This window comes from Acinetobacter sp. UBA1496, from assembly GCF_002324975.1.
Lineage (GTDB): Bacteria > Pseudomonadota > Gammaproteobacteria > Pseudomonadales > Moraxellaceae > Acinetobacter > Acinetobacter variabilis.
The window spans coordinates 97,128-118,614 of the sequence record NZ_DCRI01000091.1; the positions used below are offsets into that span (position 1 = coordinate 97,128).

Here is a 21,487-nt window from a genome sequence, read left to right on the forward strand (position 1 = left end):
GGGAAATATCATGAAAAAATTAAATTTGAGAAAAACTCGTTACGATGATGTATTGGATAAAAAAATGAATATTTCAGATGTAACTCAAAAATTAAAAGTAAGTGCTGTTGCAGCAACAATAACAACTTTAATTTGTGCAAGTACATTGAATTATGCCGCTGATTTAGAAATCTATAAAATTCCAGAAGATAGTATTGGTACGACTACACTTATGTTGATGCTGGATCTGTCGGGTAGTATGGGGTATGGAGATGGGTATACTAATACCTCTATGAGCATACAAGAAGACTATGAAGTCTGTGTAGGTTCTAAATCTAACGTTAGTTCAGATACAACTACTACAACTTATTACACACGTTATTATTGTCCAGTTACAGCGTCAAATGCCAATACTAGGCCAAAAGTTACAGGTTACTGGTCCCATCCTGAAGGTCATGTTGACAGAAAATGGATACCAGGTTGTGAAAAGCAGGCCGATAATTCATACCGTTGTTTTGATCGTCTAACTCGTTTAAAGGATGGTTTGCGGTATGCATTATTAGGTAACCCGCCAGTACCAAAAATTGATGATAAAATTATTTTAGGATTATCGACCTTTGCTGGAACTAATGGATATATTCGTATACCTGCACGTGCATTAGGAGAGGTATTAAGTACCTATACAGTCCAAGTTCCTTATGAAGAACTAGTTGAAAAAACAAGAGAAGTTCCATATATAGTAGAGGTCCCTTATTCTTATAAGAAAACATTATGGCGTATCTATTCTAATAAAAGTGGAAAGAGCACTAAAATATATTATAGAACTTGTGATCAATGGAATGGTACCGATAATAAAGATTGTTCGAGATGGGATCCAACAATAACTAAAACAGGATCTCCTGATAAGCCTAGTAGGTTTAATACATCTGTATTTATTCAAAACTGTAGTGAAGGGAATCAAAATGATTGTAAAGAATATGGAGAAAAAATAGATACTACAAAACAAGAAACAAGATATCGCACGGAGTCCTATACTGAGACAGTTACAAAATATAAGGATGAAGTTCGAAATACAACACAAAGGGATCTTTTACTTTCTACTTTAAAAGATTTAAAGGCAAATAATGGTACTCCTACACCATATGCATATGCTGAGGCAGCAGCATATTTATTAGGAACGACCACAGTTACTAATATGCCAACGAACTTGAAAGTGTATTTCGGTATGGATGATGGAAGGGTAACTAATAGTAAAAGAAACTACGCGAAATGCTCTAGCAATGTATGGAGTATAACAGAATGTACTAGCTGGAATTATTGGTATAATGATGGAGTAAATTTTACTGCGCCATCCGGGTATACTAAAGATAGTAGTTCTTCTACTTTCAATTATAGAAGTAATGGTCAAAATTATTCATATAATGGCTACTACTATACTGGTCCAAGTCCAGAAAATTATTCGGGATTTGAATTATCTGTATCGGATTCTATTAAAGATAATAAATATAATGCACCAGTATCAATTACTTCTCAAAAAGATAATTCAGCGAAAAAAGAATGTAGTGGACAAGGGATTTATTTTTTAACAGATGGTCAGCCACAACCTGGAGGAGTAATTACAGGTGAAGATGGAAAAAGTGGCACTGCCTACGGTTTAATGAAGACAGCATTAGGTTCTAAAGGTAATGAGTTTAGCTGTTTAAGTAGTCCTCTTGGCAAACGATCAGCTTATGATCGGGTAGAAAATGGATGGGCTTGCGTAGGTAAATTCGCACAGGCCCTATTAGATCCAGAAAAAAATCCAGCAAATGTCAAAATTCAAACTGCGGTAGTGGGTTTTGGTAGTAGTTTTGGAGCTGGTGGTACAGAAACTGATGACGTAAAAGATGCAAAAGATTGGGGTAACGTTGGAGGAGGCGGATGGATCTCTGGTTCAAGTCCAGAAGATGTATCCAAAAGTATTAATGATTTCATCACTTCATTAAATAAAGATGTTCCAAGTATGAGTACGGGTTCATCCACTATTCCAATAGATGCTTTAAATCCTGAAGTTATTCAGCCTTTTGCTTACTCACCACAGTTTGAGCCAAAAGTAAATCCTTCTGATAGGCAGCAGCTCTGGTTTGGTAATCTTAAAAAATATCATGTTGTGAATGGAGGGATTTATTCATCTAAATCGGGTGGGAGTGCATTTGCCGTCGTTAAGAAAAGTAAATTACAGGATCTGACTGATGATTGGGCCAAAACCGGAGTAACGTATGGTGAAAACACACCAATTTTCAAAAAAGGTGGGGTTTTAAGTCAGCTTCTTTTGGGACTGGTTAATGATGTAAACGATAAAGGAGAAGCAACCACAAACGCTGGTCGTAAATTGCTGACAGAATATAATTTTGATGGTACTGCAGATGAAGATGAGCAAATTACTAGAGATTTTGATCTTAAACAAATTAGCTATGACTATACAACTGACGAAAAAACAAAAACAGATGATGCTGATCGTGTTCGCAGTCTAATGGCACTTCTTGGAATCAATATTTCTGATTCTACAGATACAAATAATTTAGATTTATCAACAGCTACTGCAGAAGAAAATTTACGCCAAATGGGAAGTATCTATCATTCCCTACCTGTTTTATTGACTCAAGAAGGTAAAGCGGTTGCAGCGAAAAATGAAACCACTGGAAAGATTCAAATTAGTACCACTGGTCGTAAAGACTATATTATGTTTGGAACGACACAAGGTTTATTAAGTATTGTAGATGCTTCTAGCGGTAAAGAAAAATTCAGCTTCGTTCCTAAAGAGATGATAGAAAAGCAAGCTGAAACTTTTAAGGTGAATGCCGGGAATCTAGCAGGTGGTAAGGATGCCTTATATTATGGTTTAGATGGAGAATGGACAGCTCATACAGTATATGTTACTAAAGATGATGGTACGTTAACTGTTAAAGGTGCATCCCGCCCCATTCTTGGAAAAACTCCAGCAGAAAAAGAAAATTTTGATGGTAAACAATGGGTGTATGGTGGTATGCGTATGGGAGGTCGCAGTTACTATTCCCTAGACTTAACTGATATTGATAATCCAAAGCTTAAGTTTCATATTGATCCCTCAAGCGGAAAAGTCTATTCCAAAGATAACCCTGCTGGTAAATCATTCTCTGCGATTGAAAACATGGCACAAAGTTGGTCTAAGCCAAAACTTGATTATGTAAACTGGAAGGGTGAACGTAAGCTGGTTATGTTTGTGGGTGGTGGCTACGATGCTGGTGGTGATCATGGAGATGGTTTATATACAGATGGAATACGTACAGGTTATGCCGGTTACGAACATTATGATTATATTCAACCTCAAGATAATAAAAGAGGCTCTGGCGTTTATATGTTTGATGCTGATAATGGTGATCTTTTATGGTATGCGGATTCAGCTAAAAACGGTAAGGGTGATGAGGTTGCACATGCAACACATGATGATTTGAAATATAGTGTAGCAAGTGATATTAAAACTATTGATCGTAATAATGATGGAATTATTGATCATCTTTATTTTGGAGATCTGGCAGGCCAAGCATTCCGAATTGATTTTAGCGGAACAAAAGATAGTTTTAACTCTCAAGTCAGTAAAATTCTAAATTTGCATAAGACTGATGGCACAAGCCCTCGCTTCTACATAGCCCCTGTTTTTACAGCTCATCATAGTGCTCATCGTAAAGAAGGTGCACATGTTGTAATTGCAACATTTATTTCAGGAAATAAGAGTTCACCACTTTTAGGAACAACAGACTCACCTTCAGTAACGGGTAAAAAAGACACGCTAGGACTTACATATGATGGTGTATATGCAATCTATGATTATGATATTCATCCTGATGGGAAGTTTTTTCCAAATACAAATTTAGGAGCAAGAATATTAGCAACTAAAGATGAAAATGCTTCTACAACAAAACTGAAATATATTAATAAAGTAGTTCGGGATGATGTGGATGAAACTTTAGTGAAAGGCGCATTAGCAAATCCTGATAGTGGATGGGGTGGGTGGTACTACCATTTTGAAAAGAAATTTAATGGTACTAGTGAGGCTGGTCCAAGTATTATTAAAGGGATAACACCGATGATTGCTATGGAAGGCAGTCTATATGTCACTATGTATGATGCGTCAAATAATGGTACAACCACAAGTTGTGGTGCAGGAGTTAAGGGGCATAGTTTTACGCAGCGTTTATGTCTGCCGACAGGTGTTTGTCCAGAAAATGCAAATTATAAATATAATTTGGGTGCAGGTATTATCGGTTTGAATGTTGGTTCAGTAGATGGCAGTAATACTAAATCAATTGTTGTGCCTGATCCGGATGATATTTGTGAGGGGGAAAATTGTAGTCCATGTGAGGGTGCGGACTGTAAGGTTGGACAAAAGTTTATTGCTGCTGGTGGGTCAATCCGTTTCATTCCAAACCGTTGGTTTGAACGCTATGCGAAAATGGAATGATATAATGCAAAAGAATAAGAACTCAGTCTTTAAGGTGTCTAAATTCAATCAGGGTTTTACCCTGATTGAACTGATGGTCGTTGTGGTTATAGTTGCAATTCTTGCAACGATTACTTTTCCTTCGTACCAATATTTCATTCGTAAAGGAGTTGCTGCACAGGCACAACAAGAAATAGGAAAATTATCAGAACAACTACAAAGATTTAAATCACGTAATTTTAGTTATAAAGGATTTAATGCAAGTTATTTATATACAGGTGGAACAAATTTCAATTCTGGAACCCAGACATTAACTCTCAACCCAACTTATACATTGACAATTGTAGATCATGGGGATAGTAATCCTCTTTTAACTGAAGATGATGCACTTGGAAATGCATGGGCAATTAAAGCTGAAAGTCATGATGCAAGAAACTATAGTTTTTTATTAACGAGTACAGGTCTGCGTTGTAAGAATAAAACTAGTAAATTAGTTACCTATAGTACTTGTGGTATAGGTTCAGAGGATTGGTGATATGAAGGGATTCACGTTAATTGAGCTCATGATCGTAGTTGCTATTATTGGTATTTTGGCTGCAATTGCTTATCCCTCCTATCAACAGCATGTGCGTAAAACAAAAAGAACGGAGATGCAGGCAAGTATGCTGCAGATTGCTTCCCAGATACAGCGTTATAAAATTGCAAATTTTAAGGTAAAAGGCACAGTTGCTAATGATTTTGGGATTAAAGCGGTCTATCCGGAACAAGGAACTCCTCTTTATACAGTAGCTTTAAAATGGATTGATACAGATGGGAGTCTAAAAGATACGACACCTTTAGGTTCTGAAAGATGGGTCTTGATTGCAACCCCAATTTCGACTGCAACACAATATCGTGATGGTCATATTGGTTTGAATTTTAAAGGTGAGCGTTGTTGGACCCAAGGTACAGATAATTCTGGTACAGCATGTACTCCATCTGCCACATCAAACTGGGATGGACGCTAACCAAATTCAAAATTGTGGATAACCAACTTTTGATCTTTCATTCAGGGCAAACTTCGCGTAAAATATTGCCCTCTATGAAAGGGGTTTGAAGTGTTCCGGTGGTCGGTACATGGATAATCCGTAAAAACTATAAGGTTCTATCATGGTTGTTATTCGTCTTGCACGCGGTGGTGCTAAAAAACGTCCGTTCTATCAAATCATTGTGACTGATAGCCGTAATGCACGTGACGGTCGTTTCATCGAACGTATTGGTTTCTTCAACCCTACAGCTCAAGGTAAAGCAGAAAAACTTCGTTTAGATGCTGACCGTTTTGCTCATTGGGTTTCTCAAGGTGCTCAACCTTCTGATCGTGTTGCTTCTTTAGCTGCTCAAGCTAAGAAAGCTGCAGTTGCTGCATAATTTTTATATAAATTAGGTAGTAGCTTGCCCATGACACCAACACAGAATGTTCCCGAAGATCGTATTCAGATTGGACAGTTGCGTTCAGCATATGGATTAAATGGGTGGCTCTGGGTCTATTCCAATACAGAACCTATGAGCAATATATTTGACTACCTTCCTTGGTACATTGAAACCAAAGCAGGTTGGCAAATTGTCGATGTAAAACGTTGGAAACCACATGGCAAGGGCTTGGTTGTTTCGCTAAAAGGTGTGAGTGATCGTACCGCAGCAGACGGTCTGGTTGGTGCTAATGTCTGGATTTCTAAATCGCAACTGCCTCAACCAGGCGTGGATGAGTATTACTGGTCTGATTTGAAAGGTCTAACTGTATTAGGTCTGGATGAAGAAGAGCAGGAAGTTAATCTCGGTCAAATCCATGAAATGTTTGAGACAGGTGCCAATGACGTGATGGTAGTTCGCGCTACTGCTGAAAGTGTCGATGGCGAAGAGCGAATGATTCCATGGCATAAAGATGTGGTACAGCGAGTTGATCTCGAAGCTGGTCGTATCTACGTAAATTGGGGCGTAGATTATTAATCCTTAACAGGATTAACGCAGCAGGAAAATGAGGAGTCTGCGGTGTTCTTTGCAGTCATTACGCTTTTTCCTGAAATGTTTGAAGCGATTACAGCCTACGGTATTAGCGGGCGCGCAGCAAAACACAATTTAATGCAAATTCATTGTATTAATCCACGCGAATTTGCTGAAGGGAACTACAAACGGGTGGATGAACGTCCATTTGGGGGTGGTCCCGGTATGGTGATGATGGCTGAGCCATTAGCGAAAGCAATTCATCGTGCCAAAGAGCTTGCAGCGCAAGCGGGTGCAGTTCATGTTCCAGTGGTGTATATGTCACCGCAAGGAAAAACCTTAAATGAACCTGCGGTACAGGATTTCGTTAAATATGACGGACTGATTGTACTGTGTGGTCGTTATGAAGGTGTCGATGAACGTTTGATCCAGAAATATGTTGATCAGGAATGGTCGATTGGAGATTACGTGTTATCGGGTGGCGAGCTCCCTGCGATGGTTTTATTGGACAGTATTATCCGGAGACTTCCGGGTGCAATGTCAGATGAACAATCACACGTGCAAGACTCATTTGTGGATGGTCTGTTAGATTGCCCACAATATACCAAGCCAGACCATTTTGAAGGTATGGATGTACCGGACATCTTGAAATCGGGACATCATGCCAATATTGAGAAATGGCGGTTTTTGCAGCGTTATCAGCGCACTTTGGAACGCCGACCTGAGTTGGTAGAAAAAGTTGAACTGACCAAGCAGCAAAAGAAATGGCTAAAAGATGAGCGAGGGTGAGTAAAGCATTGCTTTACCCGAGCGCAAGGCGAGAAGCTATGCTTCGAGCAAACTAAACTACTTAATGTTAAATAGGCTCTTTATGCATTGAAGCGGTCAAGCATAAAGGGAAAGTCAATCGGGTCTATGCGATTCAGCCTCTATACCCAGCGATAATCAGACCTCTTCTGACTCGCACATATTGGAGATACCCCATGAGCGGTAAGCATCCTTTAGTACAAGCTGTTGAAAATGCTCAGCTTAAACAAGACATCCCAGCTTTTGCACCAGGTGACACAGTAGTTGTCCAAGTAAAAGTAAAAGAAGGCGACCGTGAACGTCTACAGGCGTTTGAAGGCGTTGTAATTGCTAAGAAAAACCGTGGTTTGAACTCTGCGTTTACAGTACGTAAAATTTCTAGCGGTGTTGGCGTTGAGCGTGTATTCCAAACTCACTCTCCAATCGTTGCTAAGATTGAAGTTAAACGTCGTGGTGATGTTCGTCGTGCTAAACTTTACTACCTACGTGAACTTTCTGGTAAAGCTGCACGTATTCGTGAAAAGTTGCCAGCTCGTAAACAAGGTTAATTTTAGCCTTGCTTTAAAGCAAAAAAATGCGCCTCTGGGCGCATTTTTTTATGCTCGCTATTTTTTTATAAACCTTGTAGTTTTAGTCGGTTGGCGTGTTGACGGTAAACATCTACTGGATCTGGAGCAAACAGGTTTTTCAATCCTAGTACCATATTCACTTCATCCAGATGATTCCAGTTGTAGTTATCACGAATGGTTTTACCGAACTTGGCGCTACAGCGTGATACCAGGCCATCATTTTCTTTACCCCCATCAATGAGCAAAGCAGTGACTTTAAGTGCTGAGTCAGGATCAAGCAGGTTAGTGACTTGGCCTACACCTGTGAATGAATAATTGTAAATCTGCCCATCCGCATGCTTCCAGCTATAAGCACCTTCACCGCAAGCAGTGCTTGGCATACCAATTGGATATTTCTGATTAAATTTTGCAGAGCCTGCCAGGGTTAGACTGCTACCACCCGCAAGTGAATCATATGGATAAGAGTTTGGGTCCAGACCTTGAGCCCAGGTAATAGCTTTAGAAACCAGATTTATCGTACCGACCAGTGGCGCTTCAATAGCAGTCCCTTCAGCTTTTAGAATCAGGTCTGCAACCGGCGAACCTTTGTGTGGTGCACCTACTGTGGTTAATGAAGCTACCAGTTTAGGTTCTGAGCCAGCCACATAACGAATTGTTGGTCCACCATGTGAATGTCCGATCAGGTTAACTTTATCTGCTCCGGTAATTGCGGCAATTTCCTTAACCTGCTCCAAAAGTTGTTCACCGCGAATTTCAGATGAGTTAAAAGGGGAGACACGTGTTGCCCAGACATTCGCACCATTACGGGCTAAATCAGGTAAAATCTGATACCAGTAATCCAGTCCAAACTGATCAGTACCAACCCGGATGAAACCCGCCATACCATGTGAAAATACAATGGGATATTTGGTTTTGGCATATTGTGAACTGGCTTTCGCCGTCACCTGACTGGCCTGGGTGGAGGCATGAGCGGTGAAACAGGTCGCTGCCATGAGCAGTCCTGCCGTTAATACTCCATATTTCATCATTATTTCCTCATTCTTGTTGTTGTGTTAAGGCGATCCTCGCCATAATGTGGGGAATAGCCAGCTTGAAAGCTGACCCATTAAGCATTTTGAGTTTTTTATCTCCTTAGTTTTTTAAAGTAAAAATAACGAAAAACCCTTATATCCGTAGATATAAGGGCGATAAAAATTAGAGGTTCTGAAGTTTTAAACGATTGGCATGTTGACGGTAGATCGCCACCGGATCTGGAGCAAACAGGCCTTTAAGACCAAACATCATATTGGCCAGATCGGTATGGTTCAGCTTGTACTGGTCATTAATCACTTTACCAATGAATGCACTACAACGGGCGACCATGCCATCATTGTCTTTATTGCCATAAGATAGAGGGCCAAGCTGCATCAGGATGGTATCGATGTCCAGTGCATTGGTCGCTTGAGCCACACCGGTCCAAGAATAATAATAGATACCGTTACGGTCTTTTGGTTTCAGATTTTTATTACAGTTTTCCGTGGAGGCTAAGACACCATCCTGCACCATCACAATGGGATACTTGGTTTTGGCATAGTCTGATTTGGCTTTTTCAGTGACCTGAACTGCACTTGCTGCTGCCTGGATTTGTGTTGAAAAGCCAAAACCGAGGCCTGCTGCCAAGGAAAGCGCCAGCATCTGTGTTGTTTTAATAAAAGTACGCATAACCGTTCCTTTGTACATTTTATTGTTATAAAAAGCAATCATTGCTCGGGAGTATTGATGCGCGTTAAATATTGAAGTTGGATGTCTCGATCGTGCAGACCTAATCTTCAATCACGTGCAAAAATTATTATTTTGAAGCAGAAGCATTTTTTCATGCTGATGAGCCAATTCCATATCATTTTGGGCCATGCCCGGTGAGCATTGATGAGTTCATAAATTTGCAATTTATATACGTATGTATTTTATTGTTAAATCTTTGAAATCTAAGATTGATGAATGTTTAGTCTGAAATAGTTGGAAACAAATAACTATGTTAAAAAAAGTAATCAGTCAAAGAAAATCAAGGCTTTCAGAGGAAAATGGCTCTGTTAAACTCTCAAAATAGATGATTGTCGTTACTGTTTTTATATAAGAGATGAGACAAAAAGAAAGGGAATAAGAGAAGATATTCGACGCCGTAGCAGTACTGTTTAGCTACGGCGTCAATGAGCAATTTTAGCTGAAAATTAATTGGCAAAGGGTAAGGTTCCACCCTGATCATGGACCTGTTCAAATGTACCTACACGGAGCCGTTCTTCAGGGCGCTGGAAATGTTTCTGACGCAACTGATCAACTGCCTGCTGTTTGGCATTTTCACTCAGGCCACTTTTTAGGATGTTATCCCGCTCGCCCAAGTAACGCGTCACACTGGATTTCCAATTCGCACGTTCATCATCAAGTTTTTCCAGACGTTGGGTTGCTTCAGGCCCGACCAGATTCAGTCGCATCTGACGGATTTCTTCCGCAGAACCACCACGCGCTTTAATATCAGCCGTAAGTTTGCGTAGATCTTCCAGTTTATTCAGTTGCTCCAGGTTTTCTTGCCAGTCCTGCGGTAACTGTGCAAACAGTTCTTTTAGTTTCTGGGCTTTTTCTGCTTCGCTCAATTTTTTATCCGCCATGACTGCCATACGGTCTAAGGTATATTCATGATAGGTATCGTCAGTGCCAAACAGTCCTTCAATTTCATAATCAGAGAAAAAGCACTTACGCAGATTCTGGGTGCTGGCATAGATACTGCGGTAGTAAGCTGGATCTTCTTGATCCAGACCTACAGGTGAAGTCAGTTCTCCCAAACCTTGACGATACTGGATATAACGGTTCCAAAGATCTAGAACTTGTGAGAGTGCAGGATCCTGATAATTTTGCTGAATATAGGCCTTAAAATCTCGCTGGATTTGTTCGAGGGTTTTTTCTCCATATTGGGTAATAAAATATTCAAAACAGTTACGGGTCTGTTCATTGACAATCAGGCGATTGCTGGCATCCATCTGCATCTGGCAATTAATTTCCGTATCCTGCTGGCTTGGACTCAGGAATATGTTATTTACGGGGCCATTAGCCAGTGCTGCTGCCTGTTGAGCGCTGCTTTCATTGGTGGATTGCGGGCCTAAGACACGTGCCTGTGCTTCATCCCTAGGAGCCAGCCATAGAATCAGGGTAATCAAGCACAATACAATGAGCGCAATCACGATCCATAGTTTATATTTCTGCATATCCTATGCACCTTTATTTTAATTATCGGATTATTTTAAATTTTGCATTCGGCAGGATAGGAGATATTGCCCCTTATATGCTGTAGAAAAGTTGTAAATAATTGGCAGGGGTTTTACCATTGCGCCAATTTATAAAATGTCTGACTTTTTGCCATGAAATCCTCATCTCCTAAAATTCAGCGTCGTCATATCAGCGGTGTATTTCTATTAAATAAGCCTCTAGGCATCAGCTCGAATGCTGCATTGCAAAAAGTACGCTGGTTATATCGTGCGCAAAAAGCTGGACATACTGGTGCACTAGATCCATTGGCATCCGGTCTTTTACCGATCTGTCTGGGTGAGGCGACCAAGTTTTCGCATTATCTGCTGGATTCAACCAAGCGTTACCAGACTACAGTTTTTCTAGGACATAGCACTACTACAGGTGATGTCGAAGGGGAAGTTCTGCTGGAAAAACCAGTCCCTGAACTGAATGAAGAGTTGATTCAGGAGACAATTGCCAAGTTTGTTGGCGAGATCCAGCAAGTGCCACCGATGTATTCGGCTCTGAAAAAGGAAGGTCGTCCGCTGTACGAGCTGGCGCGTAAGGGCATTGAGATCGAACGTGAAGCACGTCCAATAACCATTTATGCAATTGAGCTTTTATCTTTTACTGAAAATAGTATTACGCTGGATGTGACCTGTTCCAAAGGCACTTATATCCGGGTACTCGGCGAAGATATTGCCAAAGCACTCGGTACCTATGGTCATCTGACTTACCTTCATCGGATTCAAACCGGTCATTTTGATATTATCCCAAGCTATACCATTGAATATCTGGAAAGCTTGACTGAGGCAGAACGTGAAGCGATATTACTGCCAGCTTATGCACCGGTACAGCATTTCCCGCAGATTCAGGCACCGGAAGGTCGTGCAGAATATTTTAGCCGAGGTATGGAAAGTAATATCGACCATCCGGCAGAGCCACAGGTGTTGGTCTTTGATGGTGAGAAATGCTTAGGCCTGGCTGAAATCACGGATAAAAAACGTCTGGTACCCAAACGTGTTCTTAATCTCTAGTCGCGTTGAATAACAATGGACATCGAGATTATCCTCAGTCTGGTGCTTTTTGCCTTTATGGCAGGAGCGATTGATGCTGCCGTTGGTGGTGGCGGTTTGATCCAAATCCCGGCAATTATGAGTAGCCTGCCGCAGTTGCAACCCGCCACAGTATTTGGCACTAACAAGCTGGCCTCCATTTTTGGTACAGGCTCGGCAGCCTTTTCCTATCTTAGACAGGTCAAACTGCCATGGGTTTTACTTGGTGTAATTGCGCTGTGCAGCTTTATTAGCTCATTTATTGGAGCAGCCAGTGTCACCTTGATTCCGGTGGATATTCTCAAGCCTTTTGTGCTGATCATGCTGATCGTGATTGCAATCTATACATTCATGAAAAAGCAGTTTGGTCGGGTACACGTCGAGCAAAAGCTGAATAAAAAGATGCTAATATTGGCAGCACTAGGCAGTCTGGCCATCGGTTTTTATGACGGAATTTTTGGCCCGGGGACAGGCAGTTTTTTTATCTTTTTCTTTATTCGTTATCTGAGTGTGGATTTCTTGCATGCCTCAACACTGTCGAAAATTGCCAATTTCACTACCAATCTTGCGGCACTGAGTTTCTTTATTCCTACAGGTCATGTGCTATTTCTGGTGGGTGCCATGATGGCGGCTGCGAATATTTGCGGTTCGCTGTTGGGTGTTAAACTGGCCTTTAAATATGGCAGCGGTTTTATCCGGATTCTGTTTCTGATCCTGGTCAGTTTGCTGATTTGCCGTATGGCTTATCAGATGTTTTTAGCCTAAAAATAGATGTAAACTATTCTCAATATTAAAGTTTTTTATACAAATTCGCCTTATAAATATTCCTGACCATTTGCCGGTTTCACTCTATGCTGAAGCAAAGGCATGACAAAAACAGGAGAACAATTACATGACCACCATTTTTGAAGCATTAAGGGAAAGTCATGAAATCCAGCGTGATCTGGCAGAAAAATTACTGCAAACTTCGGGGGATTCACCGGAACGTCGTGAGTTGTTCAAGCAGCTGAAGAATGAACTGTTTGCGCATGAAACGGCAGAAGACCGTTACTTTTATATTCCTTTGATGATGACAGATCCCGGCTTGAATATTACCCGTCACGCCTTGGCAGAACATCATGAAATGGATGAAATGATTGAGGAACTGACTGAAACTGAATTTAGTAGCCCTAGCTGGATTGCAATTGCCAAGAGACTCTCAGATAAAGTTCATCATCATTTGAAAGAAGAAGAGCATGCTTTCTTCCAGCAGGCCGGGAAAATTCTGGGAGATGAACAAAAACAGGCTTTAGCGGATCAGTACAAAACTGAATATCAGCGTTATAAAGAAATGAAAAAAGACATGCTGGTTAAAAGCTAATATTGAAATTCAAATTTTCATGATAAAAAAAGATGGCCAGAGTACCATCTTTTTTTTATTTATTCAGCTTTCTATTTTCCGGGTTTTATATTGCTGCCGTGCTTCCCGCATAGTCACGCCAACTGAAGCCAGCATAATACAAACCAGTGCGACCGTTTGAAGTAGCGTAATTTTTTCACCCAGCAAGATAAAACCTACTAGTGCTGCCAGAGCTGGAGAAAGACTGGAAAGCGTGCCGTAACTGGTTTTATTCAAGTGCTGGAGCGCTTTTAAATCCAGTGCATAAGGAATGGCGGTTGCCAGTACTGCAATGGTAATGGCCTTGCCCCAATATTGAGTATCAATCAAAGCAGAGGCGTTGTTATATAGTCCGATTGGCAACAAACACAAGGCTGAAATACTGATGGCAATCGTCAGTGCATGCATCCCGATATTTTGCTGTACCACGCGTTGCCCAAAATAGATATATAGGGCCCAGCAGAGGCCAGCTCCTAGGGCATAGGCTGCACCAAGCAGGTCAAAGTTACTGCTATTGGCTTCCCCCCATGGCACCATCAGCACGATACCTAAAATTGCCAGTAACACCCAGACATAATCCTTACGATTTTGAATTGAGATTAAGGCCAAGCCTAGCGGGCCAATAAATTCTAGTCCGACTGCAATTCCTTGCGGGAGTTTCCCGAGCGACATATAGAACAGGATATTCATCACGCCCAGAGAAGCGCTATAGCAGAGCAGATCCCGCCATTTCAGGAATTGTAAACGTCGAATAACTTTCCAGGAACGGAACATGACACAAACAATAATGGCGGCAAAGCAGAGTCTTAAAATAGTGACGGTGATCGGGTCAAGCACTAGGAAAAGTTGCTTGGCGAAGGATGCACTGATCTGGTATGAAGTCATGGAGAGAACCATGTACAACACAGCAACAAGTTGGACGTTTGGCATGGGAGAAACTACTTATACCAGAAGGGTATAATCGAGATACAGGAGAAAGCGGAAGTATATCAAACCGGTTAATTTTTGATGAGTAGGGCAGAAGAATATTTTGTGAATGCGAAGCGGATTTTGGATCAGTGAATTTGAATTTTTGATTTCGTCCCCCACCGAAAAAATTAAATTCAACGTTAATTGTTGATGAGACTGTGGTTACAAATTAATCAATTTTTAATTTGATCTTAATTTTATATTTATTAAAATGGCTTAGACCTCATGGTTTGGGTCAACTTTAAAATAACAATGAAAAATAAAACGATGAAAAAATAATAAGGTAGATAATAATGAAATTAAGATTACTCTCTTGTGCTGTCTTGAGCCTTATGCTGACTGCATGTGGTGGCTCTGATTCTGATAATAACGAGCCAGTCGCAGGTCAACCCACCCCAACCAATCCTGGTAATCCGAGCAATCCTGGAACATCAGATACAATTTCTGAATTCTATACCTATCAGTTCAACCTGCCGAATATTGATGCTTCAGATATGGAGTCGGAAAAGCTTCTATTGGCCAGTCATAAAAATAAAATTACTGACGGCATCTTGTATGCAGATGATAACCGGGCTGTTGATACTGAATATGATCTTGATGAAGACATGACTTTCCCAATTTATGTTACAGAGAAAGGCGTATTCCCTGCAGATCGTGCCCGTACAGCATTAGGTTATAAACTGGAAAAAGTACTGGAAAATGCTTCTGAACAATTTACTAGTCGTCCCGTCACTATTCCGGAAAATAACATCAGCAATCATCGACACCTGGAGTGGTACGACCTGTCAGGTAAAGCCTTAACTGAACGTACCAATATTGCTGTCGTGAAGATGTATGACGATACCGAAACCAGAGTTTTCTTTAATACTGATACTACCGATGCTGAACGTAAATATTACAATCAGTTTGCTACCAATTTCGTCGGTTTGCAGAAGGCGCGTACTTTCCCGAACGGATCTAAATGTTTCCGTATTCTGGCAGAACATCCTGAGGAAGAATTTATTGAATTTGATCCGGATATTAAAACTGGCTATCGTACATTGGCTGAATGGCAGACAGGCGAGTCTGTTCAAGAGATGGCGAAAACCATTTTAGATGGCACGATGGCTAATCTGAAATTTAAAAAAGCCGAATATAAAGACGATGCGCAGCAATATTACAAATACTTTGGGGTGATCGAATATCAGGGTGAAATTTATTCCAGTACTTTCTCGGAACATGGAGAGCATATTGATCATGCCGATTATATTGCTCAGGCAAGAAAAGCTGCATTGGACAATTTAAAGGAAGAGGGTGCAACTCCTCTAATGCTTAAATGGACAGATTACCTGTATGACCATCTTGCTTCGGCATGTGATGGCTATAATGTGACAGCAGCTACTGCATTAAATACAGCTATTAAAGATGCAGCGCCACGCTAAAATTAAATCAATCATCTTAAAAAGGCGCTTGAGCGCCTTTTTTATTTAATGCTTTCTTCTTTGTGTGGTCACCGTACAGCCAATCGATGCACTGATAATAGTGGCCAGTGCCAGCCATTGTGTCCACAATAAAGTCTCGCCTAAGAATACGAAACCGGAGAGTGCTGCAACCGCAGGTTCCAGGCTCATTAGAGTGCCAAAACTCAAAGCAGTTAAATTACGCAGTGCAATCATTTCCAAAGTAAAGGGTAAGGCACTGGCAAGAGTAGCCAAAATAACAAAATACATGAGGCTACTTGGCTCAAACACATGAGCAGGCATTCCCGCGAACAGGGCAATCGGCATCAGCACCAGCATGCCCACAAACATGCCTAAGCACACGGTATGGTTGCCGGAAACCCCAGAAGGCTTCTGTCCCGCGACGATATACAGTGCCCAGCAGGCACCTGCACTCAAGGCAAATAGAATACCAATCGGGTCAAGCGGCTGTGCAGTCTGATCAAAGGGAAACAGCAGCACCAGCCCTAGAATTGCCAGTCCGACCCAGATAAAATCAAACTTCTGCCGGGCATGAAAAAGCGCAACACTTAAGGGCCCAATAAATTCAAAAGAAACTGCAATACCAAGTGGCAGGCGATCAATCGCCAGATAGAACAGCATATTCATGCCAGCCAGCGCGATGCCATAACTGATAATCGCTGACCATTTGACCTGACGGAAATTGATTTGCCAGATTTTAAAAATCAACGCCAACACGGCTGCACCTAAGAGCAGGCGCATGGCTGAAACGGTCAGGATCGGGAACTGGCCAAACAGATATTTGGCAAAGGAGCCACTGCTTTGCATGCTGATCATGGCGATTAGCAAAATCAGTGGCGCTTGCACCATCGGTGCAATTTTAAAATCTGGCATGACTAAATTTGGCTTCGAAGTAATCGAATACGGCGCACAGGAGCGGACTGTACTCAGGGAAAATAAATCCCTAAAAAATAAAAAAAACCGCAGACCGAAGCCTGCGGTTTTTTCAGTAGTTGAATTAGAACAATACGCGTACGCGAATCGTGCCTTCAACTTCGTGTAGCGTATCAAGTGCTTCTTTAGATGCAGTCGCATCTACATCCATTACGAGATAACCTACATCACCTTTGGTCATTAAAGACTGACCAGAGATGTTGATGCCGTGTTCAGCAAACAGATTGTTAATCTTAGACAGAACACCCGGGATGTTTTTGTGGATGTGAAGCAGACGGTGTTTGCCTTCAGTCAATGGAAGCGCAATTTCTGGGAAGTTCACCGCAGAAAGCGTCATACCTTTATCTGAATAAGCTACAAATTTCTCAGCAACTTCCAGACCGATGTTTGCCTGAGCTTCCATCGTAGAACCGCCCACGTGTGGAGTCAGGATCACATTTGGAATGTTGCGTAGTGGAGAAACGAATTCTTCGCCATTTGCTTTAGGCTCTTTCGGGAATACGTCAACCGCAGCACCTGCAAGGTGGCCAGATTTCAACGCTTCAGCCAGATCTTCGATCACAACACATGTACCACGTGCCGCATTGATGAAGATTGAACCTTCTTTCATTTGCGCGAATTGTTCTTTGGTCATGAAGTTACGTGTAGACGGAACATCAGGAACGTGAATAGAAACAACATCGGCATTTGCAAGAAGTTCGCCCATTGTGCCGACCTGACGTGCATTACCGAGTGGTAATTTAGTCACTGTGTCGAAATAGATCACTTTCATACCCAGGCTTTCAGCAAGGACAGAAAGTTGTGAACCAATTGAACCGTAACCAACGATACCTAAAGTCTTACCACGAGTTTCAAACGAACCTACAGCAGATTTGTTCCAGCCGCCTGCATGTGTATCTATAGATTTTTCAGGTACACGGCGAAGCAAAAGAATCGCTTCAGCAAGTACAAGTTCAGCAACTGAACGTGTATTTGAATACGGTGCGTTGAATACCGGAATACCGCGACGCATTGCTGCATCCAGATTCACTTGGTTGGTACCGATACAGAAACAACCTACCGCGATCAGTTTGTTCGCAGCTTCAAACACTTCTTCAGTGAGCTGAGTACGGGAACGGATACCAATGAAGTGTGCATCTTTAATCGCTTCTTTCAGTGCTTCACCCTCAAGCGCTGTTTTGCGATAGTCGATATTGGTATATCCAGCTGCATTCAATGTGTCGATTGCGTTCTGGTGAACGCCTTCTAACAATAGAAAACGGATTTTATCTTTAGGTAGAGATAGATGTTGGCTCATTACGGCTCCGCTACAAAGGCCAAATTTAGTCGCCGTATAATAGCACAGGAATAGGGCGGTTATACATTTCCTTGATGACTACAATATCAGCTATTTTTGCAAGTGATAGTAGTGAAAATGATAGAACTGGTTGAATTAAACTATCATTTTCAAAGGTATATTATCAAAATTGTCATTTTTTAAGGGAAAGCCCCAAAAATAGCTTATAATATTGCGCCATGCTGTTTAAGCTGCCAGTTTTGGTGCTTTAATCATCATGTTTCGCCTGCTTTGTATACAGGTTTTAATGCCTGAAAAATATACAAATAAACCGGCGAGGTCTCTCTTGTTTAATTCATGCTAGGTCTGCAAACGATGAATGCTCCAGTCGCTTTAACCCCAGAGTTATTGACCCAATTGACTGCAATTGTGGGTGAAAACCGTATTAAAACTGATGCGGACAGCCTCCAGAATTGGGGTCGTGATCATACCAAACACTTTGATCCAAACCCATCGGTCATCGTTTTCCCATCTTCGACTGAACAAGTTCAAGCAATTGTGAAGCTTGCCAACCAGTTCAATGTTGCAGTAACACCATCAGGTGGTCGTACAGGTCTATCTGCAGGCGCTGTCGCTGCGAATGGCGAGATTGTGGTAAGCATGGACAAGATGAACCAGATTCTGGAATTCTTCCCGGCTGACCGTATGGTACGCGTACAGGCCGGTGTAGTGACTGAACAGCTGCAAAACTATGCTGAAGAGCAGGGCATGTATTACCCGGTAGATTTTGCCTCTTCTGGTTCAAGCCAGATCGGTGGAAACATCGGGACCAATGCTGGCGGGATTAAAGTGATCAAATACGGCATGACCCGTAACTGGGTGCTTGGCCTGACTGTGGTGACTGGTAAAGGTGATGTACTGCGTCTAAACAAAGGCATGATCAAGAACGCGACTGGTTATGCGTTACAACACCTGTTCATCGGTGGTGAAGGTACTTTAGGTTTAGTCACTGAAGCAGAAATCAAACTTGAGCGTCAGCCACAAGACCTGCAAGTGCTGGTACTGGGCGTACCTGATTTTGATGCGATCATGCCAGTGTTACATGCATTCCAGGCAAAAATCGACCTGACTGCATTCGAGTTCTTCGGTGAGCTGGCGATGCAAAAAGTATTGGCCAATGGTCATGTACAGCGTCCATTTGAAACTGAATGTCCATTCTATGTATTGCTTGAATTTGAAGCGCCGTTTGAGCCGATTATGGACAAGGCGATGGAAATCTTCGAGCACTGTATGGAACAGGGTTGGGTGCTGGATGGCGTGATGAGCCAAACTCTTGAGCAAGTACATAGCTTATGGCGTCTGCGTGAAGACATTTCTGAGTCGATTGCTCCGTTTATTCCGTACAAAAATGACATCTCTGTACTGATCACTCATGTACCGGCATTCATTAAAGAAATCGATTCGATCGTGAATGAAAACTACCCAGACTTCGAAATCTGCTGGTTTGGTCATATCGGTGACGGTAACCTGCACTTGAACATCCTGAAACCGGCTGACCTGACCAAAGATGAATTCTTTGCAAAATGCCAAGTCGTGAACAAGTACGTATTTGATACCGTGAAAAAATATGACGGTTCAATTTCTGCGGAACATGGCGTGGGTATGACCAAGAAACCTTATCTTGAATACACTCGTTCAGCTGAAGAAATCGAATACATGAAAGCCTTGAAAAAAGTGTTCGATCCAAATGGCATCATGAACCCAGGCAAACTATTCGATCTTTAATCAGAATAGATTTACAAAAGCGCATCGAAAGGTGCGCTTTTTTTTATTGCTCTGTAACTGGACTTACAGAGTCTAAATAGCGTTAAGCTGAAAAGCCCGGCATGATAATTTCTGCATAATAAAGATAATCTGGGTTAAACAATATGTTACGGTTATTGGCGGTTACAATTTTAGGTCTGGGTGTGATGACATCAGGTTGTACAACCACCCAGAAAGTGATTGCAAAAGTGCAGTCTTCTTCAGATACACCTTTGGATCAGGTGCTTAAAATGAGGCCTGACCTGCGTGAAGAACTGGCAACAGTCGAGATTCGTCAGTTCTTTAATCGTGTTGAGTCACCTACAGTTGGACAGGTGAAAGTAACTGAAACAGGTCTGATGGATGATTCGGTCAGATCGATTCAAACCATTTATCATTTCAGAAAAGAAGAGAAGAACTGGAAAATGCACAATACTGAGAAGCTCTATCAATGTGTACGTGGTTCAAATACCAAAACTTTCCAGAAAGCAGTCTGTCCATAATAATGTTTGATCTTTAAACAAAACTTCGTTAAAAGCGTATCTTCAGGATGCGCTTTTTTGCTTTTGGGGTTCTATAAAAATGAATATTTTAATTGTGGGGAATGGTTTTGATTTGTCACACTATTTGCCGACCAAATATGATCATTTTATGGATGTGATGACGGCTATTGAAGCATCAGAAAGTGAATCTATGAGTTTTGATGAGTTGTTTTCAAAATATCGTGAAGATGGGTTTATAGCGAAAACAAAACAATATTATTTAACAGAAAATATTGTTTTAGACAAAGAACAACTTTCTAAAATTAGAAATTCATTAACTGAAAATAGTTGGTATCAATATTTTAAAAATCACGTTCAAGAGATCAAAACATGGATCGACTTTGAACAGAAAATTGAAGAAGTGCTAAAGGTAATTTCCACTTTTGTTTCAAGAATAGAAACGATAATAAGTGAGCGGGGCTTATCTTCAGAAGAAATAGGCTTTGGTGAGGACGTTTCAGTAGGTCAGATTTTTTTAACAAGAGAATACTGTAATATTCTTGAATTGTTAAAAATAATTAAAAGTGGATATTATGCTCAACGAGAGTTTGAAGATGATGAATTGGGGATATATTATCAAGTAGTTGAAGTTGAATATGATACAGAAGAAGATCAGGATTTTAAGTTTCATATCGAAAATGATTATGTTTTTTATCAAAATAGAACTTATAAAGTCAAAACCGACAAAATCATATCCAACTTACATCAAAAATTAGAGGATTTTATAGAAATCTTTAACTTGTATTTATCTTTGGTGGTTGACCAATTGAAGCCTAAATATGAATACAAGGTTTTAAATGAAAATTGGGAAATTCCGAATCATATTTTTTCATTTAACTATACAAATACATTCAGAAAATTCTATAAAAATGAAATTAAAGTTGAATACTTACACGGAAAATGTGGTGGAAAGCAAAATATTGTTTTAGGTATTTCAGATATCAAAGGTGAGGGGCTGATAAATCTAAAAGCATATGGATTTACTAAATATCATCAAAAATTAGATCTCTTGCGAAAGT

The 21,487-nt window shown here is 41.0% G+C and carries 19 protein-coding genes and 1 pseudogene; 14 read left to right on the forward strand and 6 right to left on the reverse strand.

Annotated elements, in window-relative coordinates; genetic code table 11:
• Positions 1–10 precede the first annotated feature (10 nt).
• From B3143_RS10250 to rplS, 7 genes are all read left to right on the forward strand, one after another.
• Entirely contained in the window at positions 11–4,459 is a 4,449-nt protein-coding gene (locus B3143_RS10250) for a hypothetical protein (RefSeq protein WP_286740367.1), read from the forward strand.
• 4 nt (positions 4,460–4,463) lie between these two features.
• Entirely contained in the window at positions 4,464–4,973 is a 510-nt protein-coding gene (locus B3143_RS10255; protein WP_286740369.1) for a type IV pilin protein, read from the forward strand.
• A 1-nt stretch (position 4,974) separates the two neighbouring features.
• A complete protein-coding gene (locus B3143_RS10260; RefSeq protein WP_286740370.1) occupies positions 4,975–5,445 on the forward strand; it encodes a type IV pilin protein in 471 nt (156 codons plus the stop codon).
• Between the two features lie 142 nt (positions 5,446–5,587).
• On the forward strand, positions 5,588–5,845 hold the full coding sequence (gene rpsP / locus B3143_RS10265; protein WP_004281198.1) for a 30S ribosomal protein S16: 258 nt from the start codon (positions 5,588–5,590) through the stop codon (positions 5,843–5,845).
• Positions 5,846–5,875: 30 nt separating this feature from the next.
• A complete protein-coding gene (gene rimM / locus B3143_RS10270) occupies positions 5,876–6,424 on the forward strand; it encodes a ribosome maturation factor RimM (RefSeq protein ID WP_286740372.1) in 549 nt (182 codons plus the stop codon).
• A gap of 42 nt (positions 6,425–6,466) precedes the next feature.
• Complete coding sequence (trmD, locus tag B3143_RS10275; protein WP_286740374.1) at positions 6,467–7,207, forward strand: tRNA (guanosine(37)-N1)-methyltransferase TrmD; 741 nt, start codon at positions 6,467–6,469, stop codon at positions 7,205–7,207.
• A gap of 194 nt (positions 7,208–7,401) precedes the next feature.
• A complete protein-coding gene (gene rplS / locus B3143_RS10280; RefSeq protein ID WP_004787066.1) occupies positions 7,402–7,773 on the forward strand; it encodes a 50S ribosomal protein L19 in 372 nt (123 codons plus the stop codon).
• A 65-nt stretch (positions 7,774–7,838) separates the two neighbouring features.
• Here rplS and B3143_RS10285 read toward each other — a convergent pair whose 3' ends face one another.
• The 3 genes and pseudogenes from B3143_RS10285 to B3143_RS10295 all read right to left on the reverse strand — a co-directional run bounded on the left by B3143_RS10285 (position 7,839) and on the right by B3143_RS10295 (position 11,030).
• Entirely contained in the window at positions 7,839–8,819 is a 981-nt protein-coding gene (locus B3143_RS10285) for a lipase family alpha/beta hydrolase (protein ID WP_286740400.1), read from the reverse strand.
• Between the two features lie 169 nt (positions 8,820–8,988).
• Positions 8,989–9,336: pseudogene (locus B3143_RS15195) on the reverse strand (triacylglycerol lipase); the annotation flags it as partial.
• Between the two features lie 665 nt (positions 9,337–10,001).
• A complete protein-coding gene (locus tag B3143_RS10295; protein ID WP_286740375.1) occupies positions 10,002–11,030 on the reverse strand; it encodes a lipase secretion chaperone in 1,029 nt (342 codons plus the stop codon).
• A gap of 153 nt (positions 11,031–11,183) precedes the next feature.
• Between B3143_RS10295 and truB the strand changes: the two genes are divergently transcribed.
• The 3 genes from truB (at position 11,184) to B3143_RS10310 (ending at position 13,467) form a co-directional block, all read left to right on the forward strand.
• Positions 11,184–12,089 (forward strand): tRNA pseudouridine(55) synthase TruB, encoded by a 906-nt coding sequence (gene truB / locus B3143_RS10300; RefSeq protein ID WP_286740376.1) that lies wholly within the window; start codon positions 11,184–11,186, stop codon positions 12,087–12,089.
• A 15-nt stretch (positions 12,090–12,104) separates the two neighbouring features.
• On the forward strand, positions 12,105–12,872 hold the full coding sequence (locus tag B3143_RS10305; protein WP_286740377.1) for a sulfite exporter TauE/SafE family protein: 768 nt from the start codon (positions 12,105–12,107) through the stop codon (positions 12,870–12,872).
• A 127-nt stretch (positions 12,873–12,999) separates the two neighbouring features.
• Entirely contained in the window at positions 13,000–13,467 is a 468-nt protein-coding gene (locus B3143_RS10310; protein ID WP_005233643.1) for a hemerythrin domain-containing protein, read from the forward strand.
• A gap of 63 nt (positions 13,468–13,530) precedes the next feature.
• Here the strand turns inward: B3143_RS10310 and B3143_RS10315 are convergent, their stop codons facing one another.
• The gene (locus B3143_RS10315; RefSeq protein WP_286740380.1) at positions 13,531–14,415 is read right to left on the reverse strand and encodes an EamA family transporter; all 885 of its coding nucleotides are present in this window, start codon (positions 14,413–14,415) and stop codon (positions 13,531–13,533) included.
• 332 nt (positions 14,416–14,747) lie between these two features.
• Here B3143_RS10315 and B3143_RS10320 point away from each other — a divergent pair, with 332 nt between their 5' ends.
• Positions 14,748–15,875, forward strand: a complete 1,128-nt coding sequence (locus tag B3143_RS10320; protein WP_286740382.1) for a hypothetical protein — start codon at positions 14,748–14,750, stop codon at positions 15,873–15,875.
• A gap of 45 nt (positions 15,876–15,920) precedes the next feature.
• Here B3143_RS10320 and B3143_RS10325 read toward each other — a convergent pair whose 3' ends face one another.
• Positions 15,921–16,787 (reverse strand): EamA family transporter, encoded by an 867-nt coding sequence (locus B3143_RS10325; protein WP_286740384.1) that lies wholly within the window; start codon positions 16,785–16,787, stop codon positions 15,921–15,923.
• A gap of 124 nt (positions 16,788–16,911) precedes the next feature.
• Positions 16,912–18,144, reverse strand: a complete 1,233-nt coding sequence (gene serA / locus B3143_RS10330; protein WP_286740386.1) for a phosphoglycerate dehydrogenase — start codon at positions 18,142–18,144, stop codon at positions 16,912–16,914.
• 354 nt (positions 18,145–18,498) lie between these two features.
• Here serA and B3143_RS10335 point away from each other — a divergent pair, with 354 nt between their 5' ends.
• The 3 genes from B3143_RS10335 to B3143_RS10345 form a co-directional block, all read left to right on the forward strand.
• The gene (locus tag B3143_RS10335) at positions 18,499–19,908 is read left to right on the forward strand and encodes an FAD-binding oxidoreductase (RefSeq protein ID WP_286740388.1); all 1,410 of its coding nucleotides are present in this window, start codon (positions 18,499–18,501) and stop codon (positions 19,906–19,908) included.
• Between the two features lie 143 nt (positions 19,909–20,051).
• The gene (locus B3143_RS10340) at positions 20,052–20,429 is read left to right on the forward strand and encodes a hypothetical protein (protein WP_004787040.1); all 378 of its coding nucleotides are present in this window, start codon (positions 20,052–20,054) and stop codon (positions 20,427–20,429) included.
• Between the two features lie 79 nt (positions 20,430–20,508).
• Positions 20,509–21,487: AbiH family protein (locus B3143_RS10345; RefSeq protein WP_286740390.1), on the forward strand; the 979-nt coding region annotated here is incomplete at its 3' end.

Coding starts and splice junctions, on each gene's coding strand:
- B3143_RS10285 (WP_286740400.1), bottom strand. CDS start 8,819: ATGAAATATGGAGTATTAACGGCAGGACTGCTCATGGCAGCGACCTGT.
- truB (WP_286740376.1), top strand. CDS start 11,184: ATGAAATCCTCATCTCCTAAAATTCAGCGTCGTCATATCAGCGGTGTA.
- rplS (WP_004787066.1), top strand. CDS start 7,402: ATGAGCGGTAAGCATCCTTTAGTACAAGCTGTTGAAAATGCTCAGCTT.
- serA (WP_286740386.1), bottom strand. CDS start 18,144: ATGAGCCAACATCTATCTCTACCTAAAGATAAAATCCGTTTTCTATTG.
- rimM (WP_286740372.1), top strand. CDS start 5,876: ATGACACCAACACAGAATGTTCCCGAAGATCGTATTCAGATTGGACAG.
- B3143_RS10295 (WP_286740375.1), bottom strand. CDS start 11,030: ATGCAGAAATATAAACTATGGATCGTGATTGCGCTCATTGTATTGTGC.
- B3143_RS10325 (WP_286740384.1), bottom strand. CDS start 16,787: ATGCCAGATTTTAAAATTGCACCGATGGTGCAAGCGCCACTGATTTTG.
- B3143_RS10255 (WP_286740369.1), top strand. CDS start 4,464: ATGCAAAAGAATAAGAACTCAGTCTTTAAGGTGTCTAAATTCAATCAG.
- B3143_RS10335 (WP_286740388.1), top strand. CDS start 18,499: ATGAATGCTCCAGTCGCTTTAACCCCAGAGTTATTGACCCAATTGACT.
- B3143_RS10320 (WP_286740382.1), top strand. CDS start 14,748: ATGAAATTAAGATTACTCTCTTGTGCTGTCTTGAGCCTTATGCTGACT.
- B3143_RS10260 (WP_286740370.1), top strand. CDS start 4,975: ATGAAGGGATTCACGTTAATTGAGCTCATGATCGTAGTTGCTATTATT.
- B3143_RS10315 (WP_286740380.1), bottom strand. CDS start 14,415: ATGCCAAACGTCCAACTTGTTGCTGTGTTGTACATGGTTCTCTCCATG.
- rpsP (WP_004281198.1), top strand. CDS start 5,588: ATGGTTGTTATTCGTCTTGCACGCGGTGGTGCTAAAAAACGTCCGTTC.
- B3143_RS10305 (WP_286740377.1), top strand. CDS start 12,105: ATGGACATCGAGATTATCCTCAGTCTGGTGCTTTTTGCCTTTATGGCA.
- B3143_RS10250 (WP_286740367.1), top strand. CDS start 11: ATGAAAAAATTAAATTTGAGAAAAACTCGTTACGATGATGTATTGGAT.
- B3143_RS10310 (WP_005233643.1), top strand. CDS start 13,000: ATGACCACCATTTTTGAAGCATTAAGGGAAAGTCATGAAATCCAGCGT.
- B3143_RS10340 (WP_004787040.1), top strand. CDS start 20,052: ATGTTACGGTTATTGGCGGTTACAATTTTAGGTCTGGGTGTGATGACA.